Genomic DNA, 21,642 nt, shown 5'->3' with positions numbered 1-21,642 from the left:
GCCCCTAGTCCTCCGGGTTGAGCGGCATGCCCTGCTTCGCGTGGTAGAAGGGCAGCTCCTCCTGGGTGATGGGCGCCAGCGGCGTCTTCCCCGCGATGAGGTCGGCGGCCTTCTCGGCGATCATCATCGTCGGGGCGTAGATGTTCCCATTCGTGATGCGCGGCATGACGGAGGCGTCGACAACATAGAGGCCCTCGGTCCCGTGGACCCGCATGGAGGAGGGATCGACGACGGCCGCCTCGTCCTCCGCCGGCCCCATCGCGCACGTGCACGAGGGGTGCAGGGCGGTCTCGGCGTCGCGGCGCACCCACTCGAGGATCTCCTCTTCGCTCTGCACCTCCGCGCCCGGCGAGGTCTCGCGATCCCAGAACTCACGCATGGCCGGGGTGTCGAGCAGCCGCCGGGACACCCGGATGGCCTCCACCCACTCACGCCGATCCTGGTCCGTCGCGAGGTAGTTGAAGATGATCTCCGGCTTGGTGTGCGGGTCCGACGACGTGAGCCGCACATGGCCCTTCGTATCCGAATACATCGGTCCCACGTGGAACTGGAAGCCGTGATCGCCCTCCGGCTTCGTCCCGTCATAGCGCATGGCCAGCGGGAGGAAGTGGAACATGAGGTTCGGGTAGGCCTCGTCCTCGTTGGAGCGGGCGAAGCCGCCGGCCTCGAAGTGGGAGGTGGCCACCGGGCCCTTCTTGGTGAGCAGCCACTGCAGTCCGATGAAGGGCCAGCGCCACTTCTCCAGCCAGGGCTGGGAGCTCACCGGCTGGGTGCAGTTGTACTGCACATAGACCTCGAGGTGATCCTGGAGGTTCTCCCCCACGCCCGGCAGGTGGCGCACCACGTTGACGCCCGCCTTGTTGAGCACCTTCTCATCGCCCACGCCGGACAGCTGGAGCAGGTGCGGGCTGTTGAAGGCGCCGCCACAGAGGATGACCTTCTCCGCGCGGACCTGGCGCGTGCGGCCCTTCCACTCGTACTCCACGCCCACCGCGCGGGTGCCCTCGAAGAGCACCCGGGTGGTGAAGGCGCGGGTCCGCAGCTCGAGGTTCGGCCGGGAGAGCGCCGGGTGGAGGTAGGCGCGGGCCGCCGAGAGCCGCCGGCCGCCGTCGATGTTGGCGTCGAAGGGGCCGAAGCCCTCCTGGCGGTAGCCGTTGACGTCCGGGGTGTAGTGGTAGCCCGCCTGCTCGATGGAGCGGAAGAAGGCCTGGAAGAGCGGGGAGCTGGCCGGGCCGCGCTTCATGCGCAGGGGGCCGTCGTGGCCGCGGCGGGGATCATTCTCCGGGCCGCCGAGCGCATTCTCCATCCGCTTGAAGTAGGGCAGGCAGTGCTCCCAGCCCCAGTTCTCCAGGCCGGGGCGGGCACCCCAGCCCACGTAGTCCATCGGGTTTCCGCGCTGGTAGATCTGCCCATTGATGGAGGAGGATCCCCCCACCACCTTGCCGCGCGCGTGGTAGATGCGGCGGCCGTGCATCTCCGGCTCGGGCTCGGACTCGTAGGCCCAATCGTAGAAGCGGTTACCGATCGGGAAGGAGAAGGCCGAGGGCATGTGGATGTACAGGTCCCAGAGGCTGTCCATGCGGCCGGCTTCGAGGACCAGGACATCCGTCGTGAAATCGGCGGAGAGGCGGTTCGCGAGCACCGATCCCGCGGAGCCCGCGCCGACGATCACCACGTCACGGTGTTCCACCGGCCCCGAGGCGCGCTTCCGGACGAGTCTGGACAGGTTCGGCATGGACAATCGCGGCATGGCACCTCTGCTTTCTTCGTCTCTCTCACAACAAAAAGCGCCGCGGTGCCGGGCGAGCCCGCACCGCGTGCGACCCTTCCAGGGTGGCACATTTTGTGCGGAGGGCATAATAACCTCCGCATCTCTCAGACTTTTCTCAGAGGAAAAGGGCAGGTCAGCGCGGGAGTGTCGAACTGATCACCCCGAGGGCGCGCGGCGCGCGGTTCGCAAATGTGCTCCCTGCGCTCTACCGTTGAGTCGTTAGCCGACCCCAACCCAGGAAAGACGTTCCATGGCCAAAGCCGAGCATCCTGAGATCAACTGGCCTGTGTTCCTCATCTCCGGCGCAGGTGTCATCCTTATTGCCCTGTGGGCGATCCTCGCCCCCGAGTCCGCCGCCTCGACCCTCGACGCCGTCGTACGCGCGATCTCGGAGAACCTCGGGTGGTTCTACATCCTCACTGCCACGGTCGCCGTGGTCTTCATGGTGTGGATCGCCGCGGGGAGGACCGGCCACATCAAGCTCGGTCCCGATCACGCCAAGCCTCAGTTCCGGCTCTTTTCCTGGGCCTCCATGCTCTTCGCCGCGGGCATCGGGGTGGACCTCTTATTCTTCTCCGTCGCGGAACCCGTGACGCAGTTTTATAATCCACCCTCCGGGGACCCAGAAACTATTGAGGCCGCGCGCCGCGCCGTGGTCTTTACCCTCTTCCATTATGGGATTACCGGCTGGGCCCTCTATGCGCTCATGGGGATGGCCTTTGGCTATTTCGCCTATCGCTTCAATATGCCGCTGGCTATTCGCAGCGCCCTCTACCCCATCCTGGGCAAGAGGATCCACGGGCCGGCGGGCGACGCCGTGGACGTGGCGGCGATGCTCGGCACCGTGTTCGGCGTGGCAACCTCGCTGGGTATTGGCGTTGTTCAGCTCAACTATGGGCTCAAGGTTCTTTTCCACGTCGAGGAGGGCCTCACCGCCCAAATTGCCCTCGTGGTTCTGGCCGTGGCCGTGGCGACCATTTCCGCGGTGTCCGGCGTCGATAAGGGAATTAAGCGGCTCTCGGAGATCAATGTTCTTTTGGCTATCGGCCTCATGGTATACATCCTTATTACCGGACGCACGGCTTTTCTTTTCGATGCGCTCATGATGAATGTCGGGGAATATATCTCCTCCTTCCCCTCCATGACCATGGACACTTACGCCTTCAGCGACGTGCAAGAATGGCTGAACGCCTGGACGCTCTTCTTCTGGGCCTGGTGGATCGCGTGGGCGCCCTTCGTGGGCCTCTTCCTCGCGAGGATCTCCCGCGGGCGTTCGCTGCGGCAGTTCGTCATCGGGACGCTCACCATCCCGTTCATCTTCGTGCTCCTGTGGGTGTCCGTCTTCGGGAACTCCGCGCTGGACATCGTGCTCCACGGGGACTCGGACTTCGGCTCCACCGCCATGGAGAACCCCGAGCGCGCCTTCTACCTGCTCCTCGAGCAGTACCCCGCCGCCACCGTCGTCATGGCGATCGCCTCCCTCATCGGCCTGCTCCTCTACATCACGTCGGCGGACTCGGCGGCGCTGGTCATGTCCAACTTCACCTCCAAGGTGAAGGACACCCACTCCGATGGCAAGCCCTGGTCCCGCGTCTTCTGGGCCGTGGTGGTGGGCGTACTCACCGTGGCGATGCTCTTCGTCGGCGGCATCCCCACCCTTCAGTCCGCGACGATCGTCATGGGCCTACCCTTCGCCTTCGTCATCTACCTCATCATGTACAGCCTCTTCACCTCCACGCGCCTGGAGCTCCTCCACCACGACTCCCGCGCCCAGGCCATGCACGGCGCGATGTCCTCGCGCACCGCGGGCCCCCAGGCCGGCAACTGGCGCCGACGCCTCCAGCGCGCCATGTCCTTCCCCAGCCGCGAGCAGGTGGACACGTTTATTCACGACGTCGCCACCCCGGCGCTCACCGCCGTGGCGGAGGAGATTAAGAACCGCGGGGCCGAGGCAGTCCTGGAGAAGACCCCGGTGCGCGTCACGAACGGCACGGTGGACCAGCTGGATCTGCGCGTGGACTTTGGGGAGGACCGCAACTTCCGGTACCAGATCTATCCCACGGAGGAATGGCGCCCGAACTTCGCCTGCCGGGTGCAGCTCGACTCCGATGCCGATGAGCTCTACTACCGCCTGGAGGTGTTCTCCCTCACGGGCTCCCTGGGCTACGACGTCTACGGCTACACGGAAAGCCAGCTCATCGACGATGTCCTCGACATGTACGAACGCCACCTGGAGTTCCTCCACATGCAGCGCCATTTGCCGGGCGGCTCCGATATGTCCGATAATGCCGACCCGGTCAAGGATTGGGACTCCCTCCCCTCGGGGAAGGAGTAAGCCCCACGGAATCCCGGCCAAATCCCACAGACGTACGCGACGAAGAAGGAGAAGAAGGAGAAGACATGCCCCACACCTGCTACATCAATGGTGAATGGCGGCCGGCTCGATCTGGCCAGACCCGCACCATCATCTGCCCCGGCACGGGCCAGACCGTCGACACCGTCTCCGAGGCGGGCACCGAGGACACCCTCGATGCTATCGCCGCTGCCCGCGAGGCCTTCGACTCCCACTGCTGGGAGGGCTGGTCCGCCTGGGATCGCGGGGAGCTGCTCCGCCGCGTCGCGGACTCCATCGAGGAGCGGAAGGAGGACTTCGCCCTCGCCGAGTCCCTCGACACCGGCAAGCGCCTGCCGGAGTCCCGCATCGACATGGACGACATCATCGGCTGCTTCCGCTACTTCGGCACCCTCGCCGGCCACGATGCCGGCCGCGTCGTCGATGCCGGCGACCCCACCGTCGTCTCCCGCATCGTCCGCGAGCCCGTGGGCGTCTGCGGCATGATCACCCCGTGGAACTACCCGCTCCTCCAGGCGGCGTGGAAGGTCGCCCCCGCGATCGCCGCAGGCTGCACCTTCGTGCTCAAGCCCGCCGAGCTCACCCCACACACCGCCATCCTGCTCATGGAGGTTCTCGACGACCTCGCCGTGCCCCGCGGCGCCGCGAACCTCGTGACCGGGGCGGGTGCCGAGGCTGGCGCGCCCCTGGCCAGCGATCCTCGCGTGGACCTGGTGAGCTTCACCGGCGGCCTGGTGACCGGCCGCGGCATCGCCGCCGAGGCGGCCGCCACCGTGAAGAAGGTGGCGCTCGAGCTAGGCGGGAAGAACCCGAACATCATCTTCGCTGATGCTGACTATGAGGCCGCCCTGGATAACGCCCTCAACGCGGCCTTCCTCCACTCGGGCCAGGTGTGCTCGGCGGGGGCGCGGCTCATCATTGAGGAATCCCTGGCCGAGCGCTTCGTCGATGACCTCGTCACCCGTGCGGGCCACATCCGCCTGGGCGGCCCCCACGATGAGAAGGCGGAGACTGGGGCGCTCATCTCCAAGGCGCACCGCGAGAAGGTCCACGCCTATGTCGAGCGCGCGAAGGAGCAGGGGGCGCGCGTGCGCTGCGGCGGGCGTTTCGCCGAGGGCCGCTCCGCCGACGGCAGCCTCGACCTCTCCCAGGGTTACTACTACGAGCCGACGGTCATCGACCAGTGCACCCAGGACATGGACTGCGTCCACGACGAGGCCTTTGGGCCCACGGTGACCGTCGAGACCTTCCGCAGCGAGGAGGAGGCCATCCGTATCGGGAATGACACCGACTATGGCCTGGCCGGCGCGGTGTGGACCTCCGACGCGCGGCGCGCCGAGCGAGTCGCTGGGGCACTGCGCCACGGCACGGTGTGGATCAATGACTTTGGCCCCTACCTCCCGCAGGCCGAGTGGGGCGGCTATGGCCACTCAGGTGTTGGCCGGGAGCTGGGCGAGGCTGGGCTCGAGGAGTACACCGAGACCAAGCACATCTACCAGAACACCTCCCCCGCAGTCACAGGATGGTTTGAGGACCGCCGCTAGACTCCGCGGCTGATGGATGGGTTCCCCAGCTCTTGACCTTGACGTTACGGAAAGCCTGATACTGACACTGTGAGTGATTATTCCATTGGTGAAGCTGCTGAAGCCCTCAATATTTCAACGAGGACGCTTCGGTACTGGGACGAGATTCACGTGCTCTCGCCGCAATGGCGGACTGTGTCAGGCAACTACCGGGTCTACACAGATGATGATCTCGAAAGGGCCTCGCGCATCCTCATCTTCCGAGAGATCGGGATGCCGCTCAAGGAAATCAAGAGAGCGCTTGAGCAGCCCGAGCTCGTGAGATCACAGCTCGAAAAGCATCTCGTCCAGCTCCAAGAAGATATGTCTCACCTGCAGTGGAGAGTCCACGCAGTTCAACGGCTTCTTAAGGAGGAACCCGTGACCTACTTCAACAAGGCAGCAGAGTTGTTCGGTCCTGAGTGGGACGGCTGGCAGCAGGAAGCTCAGGAGCGCTGGGGAGACACACCGGAATGGGAGCAGTCTCAAACCGCAATGGAGAACGCGGACGAGGCCACGCTGAGAAAAGCACAGGCTGAGCAGGCAGAGTTCGTCGACGCTCTCGGCCTCGCACGCGAGAGGAAGGTTGCGCCGGGCTCAGAGGAGGCCGCCCAGCTGGTCGATTCCCACCGCGCGACCATCGAGCGGTGGTACACATGCACCTTGGAGAAGCAAGTTCTGCTCTCCTCTCTGTACCAGCAGGACCCACGTTTCCACTCCATGTATGGCAGCGAGGAGAATGCTCACTACCTCCGCGCGCTCATTCTTGGTGAGGCAGAGCGCCAGGGCATTGATCCCTCCTCTCTGACGTGGGGCTAAGAGCTCCTGTCCCCGACAAAGTAATCCGCCCCCGAGTCGATAACTCGGGGGCGGATTCATGCGCGCTCTCTGCGGCTCAGAGAACCGCAGGCAGCACTGAGATCATTACTTGATGATCTTGGTGACGCGGCCAGCGCCGACGGTGCGGGAGCCCTCGCGGATAGCGAAGCGCAGACCCTCGTCCATAGCGACCGGCTGGATCAGCTCGACGGACATCTCGACGTTGTCGCCGGGCATAACCATCTCGGTGCCCTCCGGAAGCTTGATGACGCCGGTGACGTCGGTGGTCCGGAAGTAGAACTGCGGACGGTAGTTGTCGAAGAACGGGGTGTGGCGGCCGCCCTCGTCCTTGGAGAGGACGTAGACGGAACCCTCGAACTGGGTGTGCGGGGTGTAGGCGCCGGGGGCGATGACCACCTGGCCACGCTCGACGTCCTCACGCTTGACACCACGGAGAAGGAGACCGCAGTTGTCGCCAGCCTCGGTGTAGTCGAGGAGCTTGCGGAACATCTCGATACCGGTGACGGTGGTCTTGGTGGCCTTCTCGCGGATACCGATGATCTCGACGTCCTCGTTGACGTTCAGGCGACCACGCTCGACACGGCCGGTGACGACGGTGCCGCGGCCGGTGATGGTGAAGATGTCCTCGATCGGCATGAGGAAGGGCTGGTCGGTGGCGCGCTCCGGGTCCGGGATGGACTCGTCGCAGGCGTCCATCAGCTCGAGGATGGACTTGGACCACTTCTCGTCGCCCTCGAGGGCCTTCAGAGCGGAGATGTGAACGATCGGGGCGTCCTCGTCGTAGTCCTGCTCGGCGAGGAGCTCGCGGATCTCCATCTCGACGAGCTCGATGAGGTCCTCGTCGTCAACCATGTCGCACTTGTTGAGGGCGACGAGGATGTAGGGGACGCCGACCTGACGGGCCAGAAGCACGTGCTCACGGGTCTGCGGCATCGGGCCGTCGGTGGCGGCGACCACGAGGATGGCGCCGTCCATCTGGGCAGCACCGGTGATCATGTTCTTGATGTAGTCGGCGTGACCCGGGGCGTCAACGTGAGCGTAGTGGCGCTTCTCGGTCTGGTACTCAACGTGGGAGATGTTGATGGTAATACCACGCTCCTTCTCCTCCGGCGCCTTGTCGATGGCGTCGAAAGCGAAGGACTCGTTGAGATCCGGGAACTTCTCGGCCAGCACCTTGGTGATGGCGGCGGTGGTGGTGGTCTTACCGTGGTCGACGTGACCGATGGTACCGATGTTGACGTGCGGCTTCGTACGCTCGAACTTCGCCTTTGCCACTGTGTGTCCTCCTGGACTTTATGGTGGCTACGACTCTCGCAGCCACGGGGTTTATAGTGCCTCATCCACCCACCCTAATTCGGGGCACGGTGGATGGAGCCTTACAAAAATGTGCCAGTTACCAGATCCTAGAATTATCCATCCTGATTTTCAAGCTGGCACTTTCCTGACCTGCCGGGGACCGGCCGACGTGAGACTCTGGACTCGCTGCCCAGCGTCTCAGTGGGCCGGACCCCGCCCGGTGGGCCGACGCGACGGGTGTCGCGCCAGGCCCTCCGTGTGGTCCTTACTTGCCGGTCCGCTCGGCGATGATCTCCTCGGAGACGCTCTGCGGGACCTCGGCGTAGGAGTCGAAGAACATGGAGTAGTTCGCACGACCCTGGGTCTTGGAGCGGAGGTCGCCCACGTAGCCGAACATGGAGCTCAGCGGGACCTTCGCCTTGACCAGCTTGGCGCCGGCGCGGTCCTCCATGGAGACGACCTGGCCACGGCGGGCGTTGACGTCGCCAATGACGTCGCCCATGTAGTCCTCCGGGGTGGTGATCTCGACGGACATCACCGGCTCGAGCAGAACCGGCTTCGCCTTCGCGACACCTTCCTTGAGGGCCTGGGCACCCGCGATCTTGAAGGCCATTTCCGAGGAGTCGACCTCGTGGTACTGGCCGTCGAGCAGGGTGGCCTTGATGTTGACCAGCGGGTAGCCGGCCAGGTAGCCGTACTGCATCGCGTCCTGGATACCAGCGTCGACGCTCGGGATGTACTCGCGCGGAACGCGGCCACCGGTGACGGCGTCCTCGAACTTGTAGATCGGGGACTCGCCCTCTTCGAGCTCCTCCGGGTCCGGAGCGTAGGGCTCGAGGGAGATGATGACCTTCGCGAACTGACCGGAACCACCCGTCTGCTTCTTGTGGGTGTACTCGATCTTCTCGACCGCCTTGCGGATGGTCTCGCGGTAGGCGACCTGCGGGTTACCGATGTTCGCCTCAACCTTGAACTCGCGCTTCATGCGGTCAACGAGGATGTCGAGGTGGAGCTCGCCCATACCGCCGATGACGGTCTGGCCGGACTCCTCGTCGAGCTTCACGGTGAAGGTCGGGTCCTCGTCGGCGAGCTTCTGGATAGCGGTGGCCAGCTTCTCCTGGTCAGCCTTGGACTTCGGCTCGATGGCCACCTGGATCACGGGATCCGGGAAGTCCATGGACTCGAGGATGATCGGGTTGTTCGCATCGCAGAGCGTGTCACCCGTCGTCGTGTCCTTCAGGCCGATGAACGCGTAGATGTTGCCGGCGACGGCCTCGTCAACCGGGTTCTCCTTGTTCGCGTGCATCTGGAAGAGCTTACCGATGCGCTCCTTCTTGTCCTTGACGGAGTTGAGGACCTGCTGGCCCGGCTCCACGCGCCCGGAGTAGACGCGGACGAAGGTGAGCTTACCGAAGAACGGGTGCGCAGCGATCTTGAAGGCCAGCGCGGAGAAGGGCTCCTCCTTGGAGGGCTTGCGGGTCATCTCGACGGACTCGTCGCCCATCTTGTGGCCGTGCACCTCGCCGATGTCCATCGGGTTCGGCAGGTAGTCCACCACCGCGTCGAGCAGCGGCTGGACGCCCTTGTTGCGGTAGGCGGTACCGCAGTAGACCGGGAAGATCTCGGAGTTAACGACCATCTTGCGGATGGCAGCCTTGATCTCATCCATGGTGAGCTCTTCGCCGGCGAAGTACTTCTCCATGAGCTCTTCATCGGACTCAGCGACGGTCTCGATGAGCTTCTCGCGGTACTCCTCGGCCTTCTCCTGCAGATCCTCCGGGATGTCGGTGATCTGCTGCTCGGCGCCCACCTCGACGCGACCCGGCCACACGTGGGCCTTCATCTCGAGGAGGTCGACGACGCCGTCGAAGTCATCCTCAGCGCCGATCGGCAGCTGCATGACGAGCGGCTTCGCGTTCAGACGGTCAATGATGGTCTGGACGGTGTAGTAGAAGTCCGCACCCATCTTGTCCATCTTGTTGACGAAGCAGATGCGCGGGACGTCGTACTTGGCGGCCTGGCGCCACACCTGCTCGGACTGCGGCTCCACGCCCTCCTTGCCGTCAAAGACGGCGACAGCGCCATCGAGCACACGGAGGGAACGCTCGACCTCAACGGTGAAGTCGACGTGCCCAGGGGTGTCGATGATGTTGATCTGGTTGCCGTTCCAGAAACAGGTGACGGCGGCGGAGGTAATGGTGATACCCCGCTCCTTCTCCTGCTCCATCCAGTCGGTCGTCGAGGCACCATCGTGGGTCTCACCGACCTTGCGGTTGATGCCGGTGTAGTAGAGGATGCGCTCGGTGGTCGTGGTCTTACCGGCATCGATGTGGGCCATGATGCCGATGTTGCGGACCTTGTGGAGGTCCTTAAGCACTTCTTGTGGTGCCACTGTTATTCCCCAAACTCATAGCTTGTCGTAACGTCCGAAGAGAGGCCTCAGACGGCCACCCTCATGATAGTTACGGCGGATAATGTCGCTTCACATTCTGCCACTCGCGTGGCGGAATGGCCTATCGGCGTTCTTACCAGCGGTAGTGAGCGAAGGCGCGGTTGGCCTCGGCCATCTTGTGGGTGTCCTCGCGACGCTTGACGGACGCGCCAAGACCGTTGGAGGCATCCAGGATCTCGTTCGCGAGGCGCTCCATCATGGTGTTCTCACGACGCTGCCGGGTGAAGGTCACCAGCCAGCGCAGGGCGAGGGTGTTGGCGCGGCCCGGGCGGACCTCCACCGGCACCTGGTAGGTGGCGCCACCCACGCGGCGGGAGCGAACCTCCAGGTCAGGGCGGATGTTGCCCAGAGCCTTCTCGAGGGTGCCCACCGGGTCGGTGCCGGTCTTCTCGCGGCACTTCTCGAGGGCGCCGTAGACGATGCGCTCAGCAGTGGACTTCTTGCCGTCCTTGAGGACCTTGTTCACCAGCTGGGTGACCAGCTCGGAGTTGTAGACCGGGTCCTTCACGACGGGACGCTTCGGAGCTGCAGACTTACGCATGTATTACTTCTCCTTCTTCGCGCCGTAACGGGAACGGGCCTGCTTACGATCCTTCACACCCTGGGTATCGAGGGTGCCGCGGATGATCTTGTACCGAACACCCGGAAGGTCCTTCACACGGCCACCGCGGACGAGCACCATGGAGTGCTCCTGCAGGTTGTGGCCCTCGCCCGGGATGTAGGCGGAGACCTCGATGCCGGTGGTCAGACGCACACGGGCGAGCTTGCGCAGAGCGGAGTTCGGCTTCTTCGGGGCGGTCGTGTACACACGGGTGCACACGCCACGGCGCTGGGGGGAGCCCTTCAGCGCCGCGGTGGAAACCTTCGCGGACTTGGAGTGGCGGCCCTTGCGGACCAGCTGCTGAATAGTTGGCATGAACCGTCCTTTAATGAGGAAGTTTCTTGAGTGGATCCGTCTTCGCGACAAAGCCCAAACACGACAAAAACGGGGCTCTTTTCCGGGGCCCTGCCGCATGTCCAGACTCTCGCTTTCCCCACCACCCGGGCTCTCACCCAGGCCGCGAGGACGCGGTGTCAGACTCCCACCGCATAAGACGGGGGAACTTCGTCGGAGTATACCGGGCTCTCCTCCCCCACGCAAGCTCAGCCCCGCGCCGCCTCGGTGCGTTCGGCCAAGCGCCGCAGCCCCTCAATGCTCAGCGAGGAGGGCGGGTCCACGAGCGGATACGGCAGGACCACCACCCTCCCCTCCCGGCTGACCCGCAGGGACTCGCTCCCGCGCAGCTGCTCGAAGGTGGAGCGGATCTCTTCTTCGGAGCCCGTGGTGTGGAGGAGGACGATGACGTCGGGGTCCTCGGCCAAAACATCCTCCATCCCGATCTGAAGCACCCGGCGGCCGTGGCTCCCGTAGACGTTCCGCGCGCCAAGCGCCTCCAGCTGCGGCTCCAGCATGCTCCCGGCCCCATAGGCCCACAGCGTGCCCGTATCGCCCGGTGTGAGGAAGAGCCCCATCACCCGGCGCCCGCGCCAGGCTCCCTCCCCCGCCCTGCCGCGGATCTCCTCCAGCTGTGCGCGCAAGGCATCGTTGAGCGCGCTCGCCTTCTCCTCTTCCCCGATGAGCGCCCCCACCGCGGTGTTCTCACGCCAGATGGCGTCGACATCCGCCGGCGCGCTGTCCTCTTTGGAGCAATAGGCCTGGGGCACGTAGAAGGCGATGCCGGCGGCCTCCGCCTTCTCGAGGTCCACGCCCTGCGGATAGCCGATGACGAGGTCCACGTCGTTGGCCAGGAGCGTCTCCGTCGAGACCATCGTGTGCCCGCTGCCCATGGGCGTGCCGGCGAGCCGCGGGATCGCCTCCACCGCCGCGCGCGTCTCCGCCGGGTAGACGGAGGTGTCCGCGTCGCCCACTCGCCCCACCACGCGGTCGAGTACCCCCAGGTCCGCGAGCTGCGGCAGGCCCACAGAGTTCTCGACGAGCACCCGCCGGGCCGGGGCCTTCAGCGTCACCGTCCGGCCACAGCTCTCGACGCTCACCTGCCCACCCCCGGCCTGACCCTCGGGGCTCTGCCGGGCACTGTCCGGGCTCGCGCAGCCGGGAAGCAGGAACCCGAGGGCGCCGAGCACGGCGCACAGGGCGCCAATGCTCCGCGCGCACCGGCGCGGGGAGAGGGAGGAGATCATCATGATGGGCCGTCCGTGGGTCGTGGGTGAGTCCGGCCGGGCCGGGTTGTCCCTCTTCATCTTAGGAATGCTCGGGCCCGGGCGCCGCCGCGGCCGGGTCCGCGGGATTCTCAAAGAGAAGATGGAGGCGCCCGCCGACGCGCAGCGCCTGCGCCCTCACCTGGTAAACCTCGGAGAGGAGGCCGGGCTCGAGGACCTCCGCGGGGCTACCCTTCGCTCGGATGCGCCCCTCGTGGAGTAGGAGGAGGCGGTCGCAGTAGCGGGCGGCGAGGTTGAGGTCATGAAGCACGATGACGCACGTCGCCCCCAGCCCGCGGACAAGGTCCATGACCTCGAATTGGTGGCGGATGTCCAGGTGATTCGTCGGCTCATCGAGGAGCACGTGGGTGGCCTGCTGGGCGATCGCCCGCGCGATGAGCACCCGCTGCACCTCCCCGCCTGAGAGCTCGGGCAGCAGCCTCTCGGCCTTGTCCGCCAGGCCGACGCGCGCAATCGCCTCGCGCACCACGCGGGCATCGGCGGCGTCCCCGAAGTGCCGGAGTCCGCGGCGGCTCAAGCGGCCGAGCGCCACGCTCTCGCGTACCGTGAGCGGAACCTGCGCCTCGCCGCGCTGCGGCACCACGGCCATCCGCTGCGCGATCTCCCGCCGTCGGCACGTGCGCAGGTCGCGGCCGTCGACGACGACCGTCCCCGTGCTCTGCTCGATCGCGCGGTAGAGAAGCCGCAGCAGCGTGGACTTGCCCGCGCCATTCGGGCCGATGATACCCAGCACGGCGCCGTCCTCGGCGGTGGTGCTCACCCCGTCGAGGAGGAGGTGGCCCGCGGCCTCGTAGGAGAGGTCATGGACGTCGATCACGGGCGATCGCCCCCGCGGCGGACTAGAACCAGGAGCAGCGGCGCCCCGAGCAAGGCCGTGAGCACCCCCACCGGGATCTCCCCCTGCGGGAGTACCGAACGCGCCGCCGTGTCCGCGAGGACGAGGAGCAGCGCGGAGGTCAGCGCGACCATCGGCACGAGGCCCCGGTGCGCACTCCCCACGAGCGGGCGCAGAAGGTGCGGCATGACGAGGCCAACGAAGCCGATCCCGCCCGTCAGCGAGACCGCGATGGCAACAGCCAGGGACACCGGGATGATCATCGCCACGCGCGTGCGCCCCGGGTCAAGGCCCACGGCCAGGCACGTGTCATCGCCGGAGGCGAGGGCATCGAGCCACGGGCCCACCCGCCAGAGGAAGAGCCCCAGCGCCACCGCCAGCACGCAGAGCAGCGCCGCCTGGCGCAGCGAGGGGCGGGTGAGCGAGCCGAGCGTCCAGAAGACGACGGCCTGCGCCGTCTCCGCGCTCGGCGCGAGGGAGAGGATGAGGTTGGTGAGCGCCGTGAAGAGGAAACCCATCGCGACACCCGCGAGGACCAGGCGCATTGAGCTTCCGCCGGCCGTCGAGCCCAACCACAGGACGCAGATCATGGAGAGCACCGCGCCCGCGCACGCCATGCCCCCGACGGCAAGCGCGGCGGAGGTGCCGATCAGGACGATCGCGGCGGCGGCGCCCGTCGAGGCCCCGGCGCTCATGCCGAGGACATAGGGCTCCGCGAGGGGGTTGCGGATGACGGCTTGCATGGCCACCCCGCCGAGGCCGAGGACGGCGCCCACCGCCATTGCGCTGAGGATCCGGGGGATGCGGTTTTCCCAGATGAGGCTGACGATGGTCGGGCGATAAGCGCTGAGGTCCCCCAGGCCCGTGAGCTTGATCCACACGATGTGGGCGCCCTCGTGGAGCGGCACAGCGCCGGAGCCGAAGCGCAGGCTGAGAAGGGGCACGAGGATGAGGAGCACGCTACAGACGCAGAGGAGAAGCCCCGGATGCGCGGGGCGTTTCTCACGGCCTACTGAGAGCTGTACCATAGGGCAGGCTTAGTAATTTCTAGGCTTCCATACGCCGCTGTGGCGTGTCGCTATTCTCTTCAGTCTCACGATCATCGAGGTAGACAGAATGCTTTCTCTCCTTCACCCGTCCTCGCGCGCGCGAGGTGCGCGGGCCGGCCGTGCCGCGCTCGCACTCAGTGTAGCGGGGCTCCTCGGGCTGAGCGCTTGCAGCTCCCCCGAGTCCTCCTCCCCCAGCGAGAGCTCGGCGGCCCCCTCGGGGGATGCCCTCACCATCACGGACGTGTTGGGCCGCGAGGTGAGCTTCGAGCACCAGCCGGAGCGCATCATCCTCGGCGAGAGCCGCTCCCTCTTCGCCACCTCGGCGCTCGATCGGGAGCACCCGCTGGACAAGGTGGTGGGCATGGGCACCGACCTACAGGACAACGTCCCGGACTACTACTCCAAGCTCGTCGAGGCCGTCCCCAGCGTGAAGGACATCCCGGAGATCGGCAGCTTCCAAAAGGGTGATGTCGCGCTCGAGAACCTCATCAACCTCGACGCCGACGTCCTCGTGCTCTCCCAGGACCAGTACGACGCCGCGAAGACCACCGGCACCACGGACAAGCTCGACAGCCTGGGGCTGCGCTACATCGTCACCGACTTCCGCGCCCACCCCCTCGAGAACACGACCCGCTCCATGGAGATCTTCGGGAAGCTCTTCGACAAGGAGGAGGCCGCCCAGGACTTCAACCAGGACTGGAGCCGCGTGGTGGACATGGTCCGCGAGCGCGGAGCCAAGGCCACGTCCAAGCCGCGCACCTTCGTCTGGCGCGCCGCCGGCCTCTCCGACTGCTGCGGCACCTGGAACAACTCCAACATCTCCGAGCTGGTCAACGTGGCCGGCGGGGAGAACGTGGGCGACTCGGTCCTCGACGGCGAGTCCGTCACCCTCACCCCGGAGAAGGTCATCGACCTCGACCCGGACGTCATCATCGCCACCGGCGGCGACTGGGCCACGAAGAAGGACAAGGACGGCAACCCGGCCACCTTCGCGTCGGCGGGATACGGCATCAGCATGGCGGATGCGGAGAAATCCCTCCAGCACCTGCCCTCCGTGCAGCCGGCCTTTGACCTGCTCCGGGCGCCCAAGGAAGGGAACCTCTACGCGATCTGGCACCAGTTCTACAACTCCCCCTTCAACTACCTGGCGCTCCTCCAGATTGCCCAGTGGCTGCACCCGGAGGACTACACGGATGTGGACGTCGCGAAGGAGTGGAAGGACGCCCACGAGAAGTACGCGCCCTTCAGCGGGGAGGGTGCCTTCTTTGTCAGCACTCCCCGCGGCGCTGAGAAATGAGTGAGGACAGAGCTGACTCCCTCCTGCGCGCGCACCGGCGCACCGTCATCCGGCGCTGGTGCATCATCGCGGCGCTGACGGTGGTGGCGCTCCTCGCCTTCGCGGAGAGCATCCTCGTGGGGGTCATGGACATCGGCTGGGGTGACGTGTTCTCCGCCCTCCAGGATCCATCCATGATGGATTCCCCCTCGTGGAAAGTGCTCATCCAGCTGCGCACCCCGATGGCCGTCATGGCCCTGCTGGTGGGGATGCTGCTTTCCCTCGCGGGCGCGCAGATGCAGACGATCCTCGGCAACCCGCTCGCGGAGCCCTTCACCCTCGGCGTGTCCGCGGCGGGAGCCTTCGGCGGGGCGCTGGCCATTGTGTTGCACTGGCAGATCATCGCGCAGCCGCAGCTCAATATCGCGCTCATGGCGTGGATCGCGGCGCTGCTCACCTCGCTGCTCATCGTGGGGGTCGCGATCCTGCGCGGCGCGAGCGCGGAGACGATGATCCTCCTCGGCATCGCGCTGACCTTCCTCTTCCAGGCGCTCCTCGCGCTCATCCAGTACATGTCCTCCGCGGAGAGTCTCCAGCAGGTGGTCTTCTGGCAGCTGGGCTCCATGACGCGCGCCTCCTGGGGCAGCAACCTCATCATGGCGGTGGTGCTGGTGGTCTCCATTCCGGTGTTCAGCGTGCTGGGCTGGCAGCTCACCGCGCTGCGCCTCGGCGACGCCCGCGCCGCCTCCATGGGCGTCAACGTCACCCGCCTGCGGATCGGGGTGCTTCTCCTCGTCTCCCTCATGGCCGCGACGACGGTCGCCTTCACCGGCATCATCGGATTCGTGGGGCTCATCGGCCCGCACGTGGCGCGGATGCTCGTGGGCGAGGACCAGCGCTTCTTCCTCCCCGCCTCCCTGGCCTCGGGCGCGCTCATGATGTCTTGCGCCCACGCGGTGAGCCAGCTGGTCCGCCCGGGGCAGGTGCTCCCCATCGCGGTGGTGACCGCCATCATCGGCGTGCCCTTTTTCCTTGCCATCACGCTCACCCGAAGGAGGTCGCTGTGGTAGCCCTCGAGATCGATCACCTCAGCGTCGGGTATGGCCGACGCCTCATCCTCCCCTCCCTCAGCCTGCCCACCCTCCACGGCGGGCGGCTGGTCGGGCTCCTCGGGCCGAACGCCTCCGGAAAATCCACCTTCCTCAAGGCGGTGGCCGGGGTGAAGAGGCCCCGCTCGGGGCGCATCTCGGTGCGCGAGGGGGAGCAGGAACTGAGCGGCACAGTGCTTCGCCGCGCCCTCGGCTATGTGCCCCAGGAGATCCCCGACGCCACCGCGCTCAGCGCCTTCGAGGCCACGCTCATGGCCGCCCGGCGCAGCAGCACGGAGGACCCTGAGGTCCGCACGGCTCAGATCCTCCACCAGGTGGGGCTGGCCGACGTCGCCGAGCGCCACCTCCACGAGATCTCCGGCGGCCAGCGGCAGATGGTCGCGGCCGCGCAGATGCTCGTCGGAACCCCGCGGCTCATGCTCCTCGATGAGCCGACGAGCGCCCTCGACCTCCACCGGCAGCTCTTCCTCCTCGATACGGTGCGGGAACGGGTGCGCGAGGAGGAGGCTCTGGCGATCGTCGCCCTCCACGACGTCAATCTGGCGACCCGCTACTGCGATGAGATCATCGTCTTTCGCCGGGGCGAGTGCGTGGCCTCCGGATCCCCGGCGTCCACCATCACCCCGGAGCTGCTCCGCGAGGTGTACCAGGTGGAGGCGGATGTGCTCCAGCATGAGGGGGCTCCCGTGGTTCTCCCCCGCCCCTCCGCCGGGCGCGCCCCGTCTGAATAAGAGCAACCCCCGCACGCGCGCCGTTGGGGCTGGTGCGGGGGCGGAGGCTAAGAGCCCGACGCGCGAGGCGTCGGGCTCTTTTTTCGTCTACTGGTCGTAGAAGTGTGCTTCTTCCAGCGGGACGGAGGGGCCGGTGTACTCGGCGAAGGAGTCATCCCCACCGTAGATGCTGTCACCGAAGGTGGGCACCGGGTAGCTGGCGCTCCGGGCACTCTCGGTGGGCTTCACGGTGATATTGCGGTAGCGGCTGATGCCGGTACCGGCCGGGATGAGCTTACCGATGATGACGTTCTCCTTGAGGCCGATGAGCTTATCGGAGCGCTTGTTGATCGCAGCGTCCGTGAGCACTCGGGTGGTCTCCTGGAAGGAGGCCGCGGAGAGCCAGGATTCGGTGGCCAGCGAGGCCTTGGTGATACCCATGATCTCGCTGCGCAGCTGGGCGGGGTCGCCGCCGGCGGCCACGGCCTCCTGGTTGGCGAGCTTCGCCTCGGTGAGGTCCACGAGGGTCCCGGGGAGGAACTCGGTGGAGCCGGACTCGATGACCGTGCCACGACGCAGCATCTGGCGGATGATGATCTCAATGTGCTTGTCGTGGATGGCCACACCCTGGGTCCGGTACACGGCCTGAACCTCGTCGATGAGGTGCTGCTCGACGCCGCGGCGGCCGAGGACCTCGAGGACGTCGTGCGGGTCGGCGGGGCCGCGGAGCAGCCGGTCGCCGATCTCCACGTGGTCGCCCTCGCGGAGGGTGCGCTCGATCATGGCGCTGGGGTTGGACTCCATCGGGCGTCGAACCATGGCGAGGCCCTGGCGCTTGGAGAGCTTCTCGTACACCACGTCGTCGGAACCGTCATCGGGGGTGATGCGGAGGGTGTAGAAGTTGCCCTCGTCCTCGAGGTGGACGGTACCGGCGGCAGAGGCGATCGGGGCGCGGTTCTTCGGAACGCGGGCCTCGAAAAGCTCCTGGACACGCGGCAGACCGCCGGTGATGTCGCCACCGACACCACCCTGGTGGAACGTACGCATGGTCAGCTGGGTACCGGGCTCACCGATGGACTGGGCGGCCACGATGCCGACGGCCTCGCCGATGTCGACGAGCTTGCCGGAGGCCATGGACTTGCCATAGCACTTGGCGCACACGCCGGTGGCGGTGGAGCAGGTGAGCACGGAGCGGACCTTCACCTTGGTCACGCCAGCGTCGACGAGAGCGTCGATCTCCTGCTCGTTGATCTCCGCACCGGCCTCGAGGACGACGGTGCCGTCCTCGGTAGTCGCGTCGGTCGCGAGGACGCGGCCAGCGACGGAGGTTTCGGTGAGCGGGTGCCGGGTGTAGCCGGTGACCTGACCGTCGGCGTCGTACACAGCCTCGGCGACGGGGACGCGGATGCCCTGGGTGGTGCCGCAGTCCTCTTCGCGGACGATGACGTCCTGGGCGACGTCGACGAGACGACGGGTGAGGTAACCGGAGTCCGCGGTACGCAGAGCGGTATCGGCCAGGCCCTTACGGGAACCGTGGGAGTTGTTGAAGTACTCGAGCACCGACAGGCCCTCGCGGAAGGAGGTCTTGATCGGGCGGGTGATGTAGTCACCCTTCGAGTTCACAACCATGCCCTTCATGCCGGCGAGCGTCCAGATCTGACGCATGTTACCGGCGGCACCGGACTTCACGATCATCGGAATCGGGTTGTCATCCGGGTAAAGGTTCTCGACGGCCTCACCGACGGTGTCGGTCGCGTCCTTCCAGAGCTCGACCAGGCGGTCGTAGCGCTCACGCTCGGTAAGCGCACCCTGGACCCAGTACTTCCGCTCGATCTCGCGGGCCTCGGCCTCGTAGCGGTCGAGGATCTCCTCCTTGTTCGGGAGGACGAGAACGTCGGACATGGAGATGGTGACGCCGGAGCGGGTGGCCCAGTAGAAGCCGGCGTCCTTCATCTTGTCCATGGTCTGCGCCACGGTGATCATCGGGTACTTGGCGGAGAGGTCGGTGATGACGTCGCCGAGCAGGATCTTGCCGGTGCCGCCGCCCTTACGGACCATGACGCCCTCAAGGTACGGGTAGTTCCACGGCAGGAGCTCGTTGAACATCACGCGGCCGAGCGTGGTGTGCGCGGTCCACTCCTGGCCCTGCTCCCAGCCGTCGGGGAAGAGCTCGGCCTCGATGTCGGCCGGCGGGCGGAGGTGGGAGATGCGCACGCGGATCGGGGCCTGCAGGCCAAGGACGCCGCGGTCGCGGGCCATGATGGCCTCCGCCACCGTGGAGTAGTCGCCCTCGGCGGGGTGATCCGTGGTGGCCGGGCGGTAGCGGCCCTCGCCGCCGATCTCATCCTCGCCCTTGTCCATGGTGAGGAAGTAGAGGCCGGTCACCATGTCCAGACGCGGCATGGCCAGCGGCTTACCGGAGGCCGGAGAAAGAATGTTGTTGGAGGCGAGCATGAGCACGCGGGCCTCCGCCTGAGCCTCCGCGGAGAGCGGCAGGTGGACAGCCATCTGGTCGCCGTCGAAGTCGGCGTTGAAGGCCTCACAGGCGAGCGGGTGCAGCTGGATGGCCTTGCCCTCGACGAGGACCGGCTCGAAGGCCTGGATGCCGAGGCGGTGCAGCGTCGGGGCGCGGTTGAGCATGACGGGGTGCTCGGCGATGGCCTCCTCGAGCACGTCCCACACCTCGGGGCGCTGGCGCTCCACCATGCGCTTCGCGGACTTGATGTTCTGCGCATAATCGTGCTCAACGAGGCGCTTCATAACGAAGGGCTTGAAGAGCTCGAGGGCCATGAGCTTCGGCAGACCACACTCGTGGAGGCGGAGCTGCGGGCCGACGATGATGACGGAACGGCCAGAGTAGTCGACGCGCTTACCCAGAAGGTTCTGGCGGAAGCGGCCCTGCTTGCCCTTGAGCAGGTCAGACAGGGACTTGAGCGGACGGTTGCCGGGGCCCGTGACCGGGCGGCCGCGGCGGCCGTTGTCGAAGAGCGCGTCCACGGACTCCTGGAGCATGCGCTTCTCGTTGTTGACGATGATCTCCGGCGCGCCGAGGTCGATCATCCGCTTGAGGCGGTTGTTGCGGTTGATGACGCGACGGTAGAGGTCGTTGAGGTCGGAGGTCGCGAAGCGGCCGCCGTCGAGCTGAACCATCGGGCGAAGCTCCGGCGGGATGACCGGGATGCAGTCGAGCACCATGCCGGCCGGGTCGTTGCCCGAGCGCTGGAAGGCGGCGACGACCTTGAGGCGCTTGAGGGCGCGGACCTTCTTCTGGCCCTTGCCTTCGTTGATGATGGTGCGCAGCTCCTCGGCCTCCTTGTCGAGGTCGAAGTTGCGGATGAGGGTCTGGATGGCCTCCGCGCCCATGCCGCCGGTGAAGTAATCCTCGTAGCGGTCGACGAGCTCCTCGTAGATGGACTCGTCAATGATCATCTGCTTCGGCGCGAGCTTGGTGAAGGTGTTCCAGATCTCGTCGAGGCGCTCAATCTCACGCTCCGCGCGCTCGCGGATGTGCTGCATTTCCTTGTCGGCAGCGTTCTGCACCTTGCGGCGGGCGTCGGCTTTGGCGCCGGCGGCCTCAAGCTCCGCGAGGTCTTCTTCGAGCTTCGCGGCGCGCTCGGCGATCTCGGATTCGGCGTCGGCCTCCACGTCCTTCTTCTCGAGGAGCATCTCTGCCTCGAGGGTCGTCAGGTCGTTGTGGCGAGCCTCCTCGTCGACGCTGGTGATGATGTTCGCCGCGAAGTAGATGATGCGCTCCAGGTCCTTGGGGGCAAGGTCGAGGAGGTAGCCGAGGCGGGAGGGCACGCCCTTGAAGTACCAGATGTGGGTGACGGGGGCGGCCAGCTCAATGTGGCCCATGCGCTCACGGCGCACCTTGGACTTGGTCACCTCGACGCCGCAGCGCTCACAGATGATGCCCTTGTAGCGGACGCGCTTGTACTTACCGCAGGCGCACTCCCAGTCCCGGGTGGGACCGAAAATACGCTCGCAGAACAGGCCGTCCTTTTCCGGCTTGAGGGTTCGGTAGTTGATGGTCTCCGGCTTCTTCACCTCGCCCTTGGACCAGCGACGGATGTCGTCGGCCGTGGCCAGACCGATGCGGAGTTCGTCGAAGAAGTTGACGTCGAGCACGTAACTCCCTTTCCTCCCGGCGTCCCGGGAGATTGTTGGCT

The 21,642-nt window shown here is 66.2% G+C and carries 14 protein-coding genes and 1 pseudogene; 6 read left to right on the top strand and 9 right to left on the bottom strand.

What is annotated here, in order from left to right:
- Positions 1-4 precede the first annotated feature (4 nt).
- Positions 5-1,735, bottom strand: coding sequence for a choline dehydrogenase (gene betA, locus L1O03_RS01665; protein WP_236118038.1), 1,731 nt, complete (start codon positions 1,733-1,735; stop codon positions 5-7).
- 304 nt (positions 1,736-2,039) lie between these two features.
- On the opposite strand from betA, the pseudogene betT reads away from it, so the two are divergent.
- The 3 genes and pseudogenes from betT to L1O03_RS11585 form a co-directional block, all read left to right on the top strand.
- Positions 2,040-4,106 (top strand): annotated as a pseudogene (gene betT / locus L1O03_RS01660) (choline BCCT transporter BetT); the annotation flags it as partial.
- Positions 4,107-4,171: 65 nt separating this feature from the next.
- Complete coding sequence (locus tag L1O03_RS01655; RefSeq protein ID WP_236117671.1) at positions 4,172-5,668, top strand: aldehyde dehydrogenase family protein; 1,497 nt, start codon at positions 4,172-4,174, stop codon at positions 5,666-5,668.
- Between the two features lie 69 nt (positions 5,669-5,737).
- Positions 5,738-6,505, top strand: a complete 768-nt coding sequence (locus tag L1O03_RS11585) for a MerR family transcriptional regulator (protein WP_236117670.1) — start codon at positions 5,738-5,740, stop codon at positions 6,503-6,505.
- Between the two features lie 105 nt (positions 6,506-6,610).
- Here the strand turns inward: L1O03_RS11585 and tuf are convergent, their stop codons facing one another.
- The 7 genes from tuf to L1O03_RS01615 all read right to left on the bottom strand — a co-directional run bounded on the left by tuf (position 6,611) and on the right by L1O03_RS01615 (position 14,357).
- Positions 6,611-7,801 carry an elongation factor Tu gene (gene tuf, locus L1O03_RS01645; protein WP_236117669.1) on the bottom strand — a complete coding sequence of 397 codons (1,191 nt, stop codon included), beginning with the start codon at positions 7,799-7,801 and terminating at the stop codon, positions 6,611-6,613.
- A 286-nt stretch (positions 7,802-8,087) separates the two neighbouring features.
- Positions 8,088-10,214 (bottom strand): elongation factor G, encoded by a 2,127-nt coding sequence (gene fusA, locus L1O03_RS01640; protein ID WP_420830267.1) that lies wholly within the window; start codon positions 10,212-10,214, stop codon positions 8,088-8,090.
- A gap of 133 nt (positions 10,215-10,347) precedes the next feature.
- Positions 10,348-10,815, bottom strand: coding sequence for a 30S ribosomal protein S7 (rpsG, locus tag L1O03_RS01635; RefSeq protein WP_236117668.1), 468 nt, complete (start codon positions 10,813-10,815; stop codon positions 10,348-10,350).
- A gap of 3 nt (positions 10,816-10,818) precedes the next feature.
- Positions 10,819-11,190 (bottom strand): 30S ribosomal protein S12, encoded by a 372-nt coding sequence (gene rpsL / locus L1O03_RS01630; RefSeq protein WP_236117667.1) that lies wholly within the window; start codon positions 11,188-11,190, stop codon positions 10,819-10,821.
- 227 nt (positions 11,191-11,417) lie between these two features.
- Positions 11,418-12,515: an ABC transporter substrate-binding protein gene (locus tag L1O03_RS01625; protein ID WP_236117666.1), complete on the bottom strand. Its 1,098-nt coding sequence runs from the start codon at positions 12,513-12,515 to the stop codon at positions 11,418-11,420.
- Between the two features lies 1 nt (position 12,516).
- A complete protein-coding gene (locus L1O03_RS01620) occupies positions 12,517-13,311 on the bottom strand; it encodes an ABC transporter ATP-binding protein (protein ID WP_236117665.1) in 795 nt (264 codons plus the stop codon).
- A complete protein-coding gene (locus L1O03_RS01615; RefSeq protein ID WP_236117664.1) occupies positions 13,308-14,357 on the bottom strand; it encodes a FecCD family ABC transporter permease in 1,050 nt (349 codons plus the stop codon). Before L1O03_RS01615 ends, L1O03_RS01620 begins: the two co-directional genes overlap by 4 nt.
- A gap of 88 nt (positions 14,358-14,445) precedes the next feature.
- On the opposite strand from L1O03_RS01615, the gene L1O03_RS01610 reads away from it, so the two are divergent.
- From L1O03_RS01610 to L1O03_RS01600, 3 genes are read left to right on the top strand one after another with little or no spacing between them, the layout of a single operon-like run.
- Entirely contained in the window at positions 14,446-15,675 is a 1,230-nt protein-coding gene (locus L1O03_RS01610; RefSeq protein WP_236117663.1) for an ABC transporter substrate-binding protein, read from the top strand.
- Positions 15,672-16,724: a FecCD family ABC transporter permease gene (locus tag L1O03_RS01605; protein WP_236117662.1), complete on the top strand. Its 1,053-nt coding sequence runs from the start codon at positions 15,672-15,674 to the stop codon at positions 16,722-16,724. Before L1O03_RS01610 ends, L1O03_RS01605 begins: the two co-directional genes overlap by 4 nt.
- Complete coding sequence (locus tag L1O03_RS01600; RefSeq protein ID WP_236117661.1) at positions 16,718-17,494, top strand: ABC transporter ATP-binding protein; 777 nt, start codon at positions 16,718-16,720, stop codon at positions 17,492-17,494. Before L1O03_RS01605 ends, L1O03_RS01600 begins: the two co-directional genes overlap by 7 nt.
- Before the next feature lie 87 nt (positions 17,495-17,581).
- On the opposite strand, the gene L1O03_RS01595 is transcribed toward L1O03_RS01600, so the two are convergent.
- Complete coding sequence (locus L1O03_RS01595) at positions 17,582-21,601, bottom strand: DNA-directed RNA polymerase subunit beta' (RefSeq protein WP_236117660.1); 4,020 nt, start codon at positions 21,599-21,601, stop codon at positions 17,582-17,584.
- Between the last annotated feature and the right edge of the window lie 41 nt (positions 21,602-21,642).

It is taken from the genome of Corynebacterium uropygiale (assembly GCF_021568315.1).
In the GTDB taxonomy this organism is placed as follows: domain Bacteria; phylum Actinomycetota; class Actinomycetes; order Mycobacteriales; family Mycobacteriaceae; genus Corynebacterium; species Corynebacterium uropygiale.
Note: the sequence above shows the minus strand (reverse complement) of the source record. Positions and strands in the feature narration are given on the sequence as shown.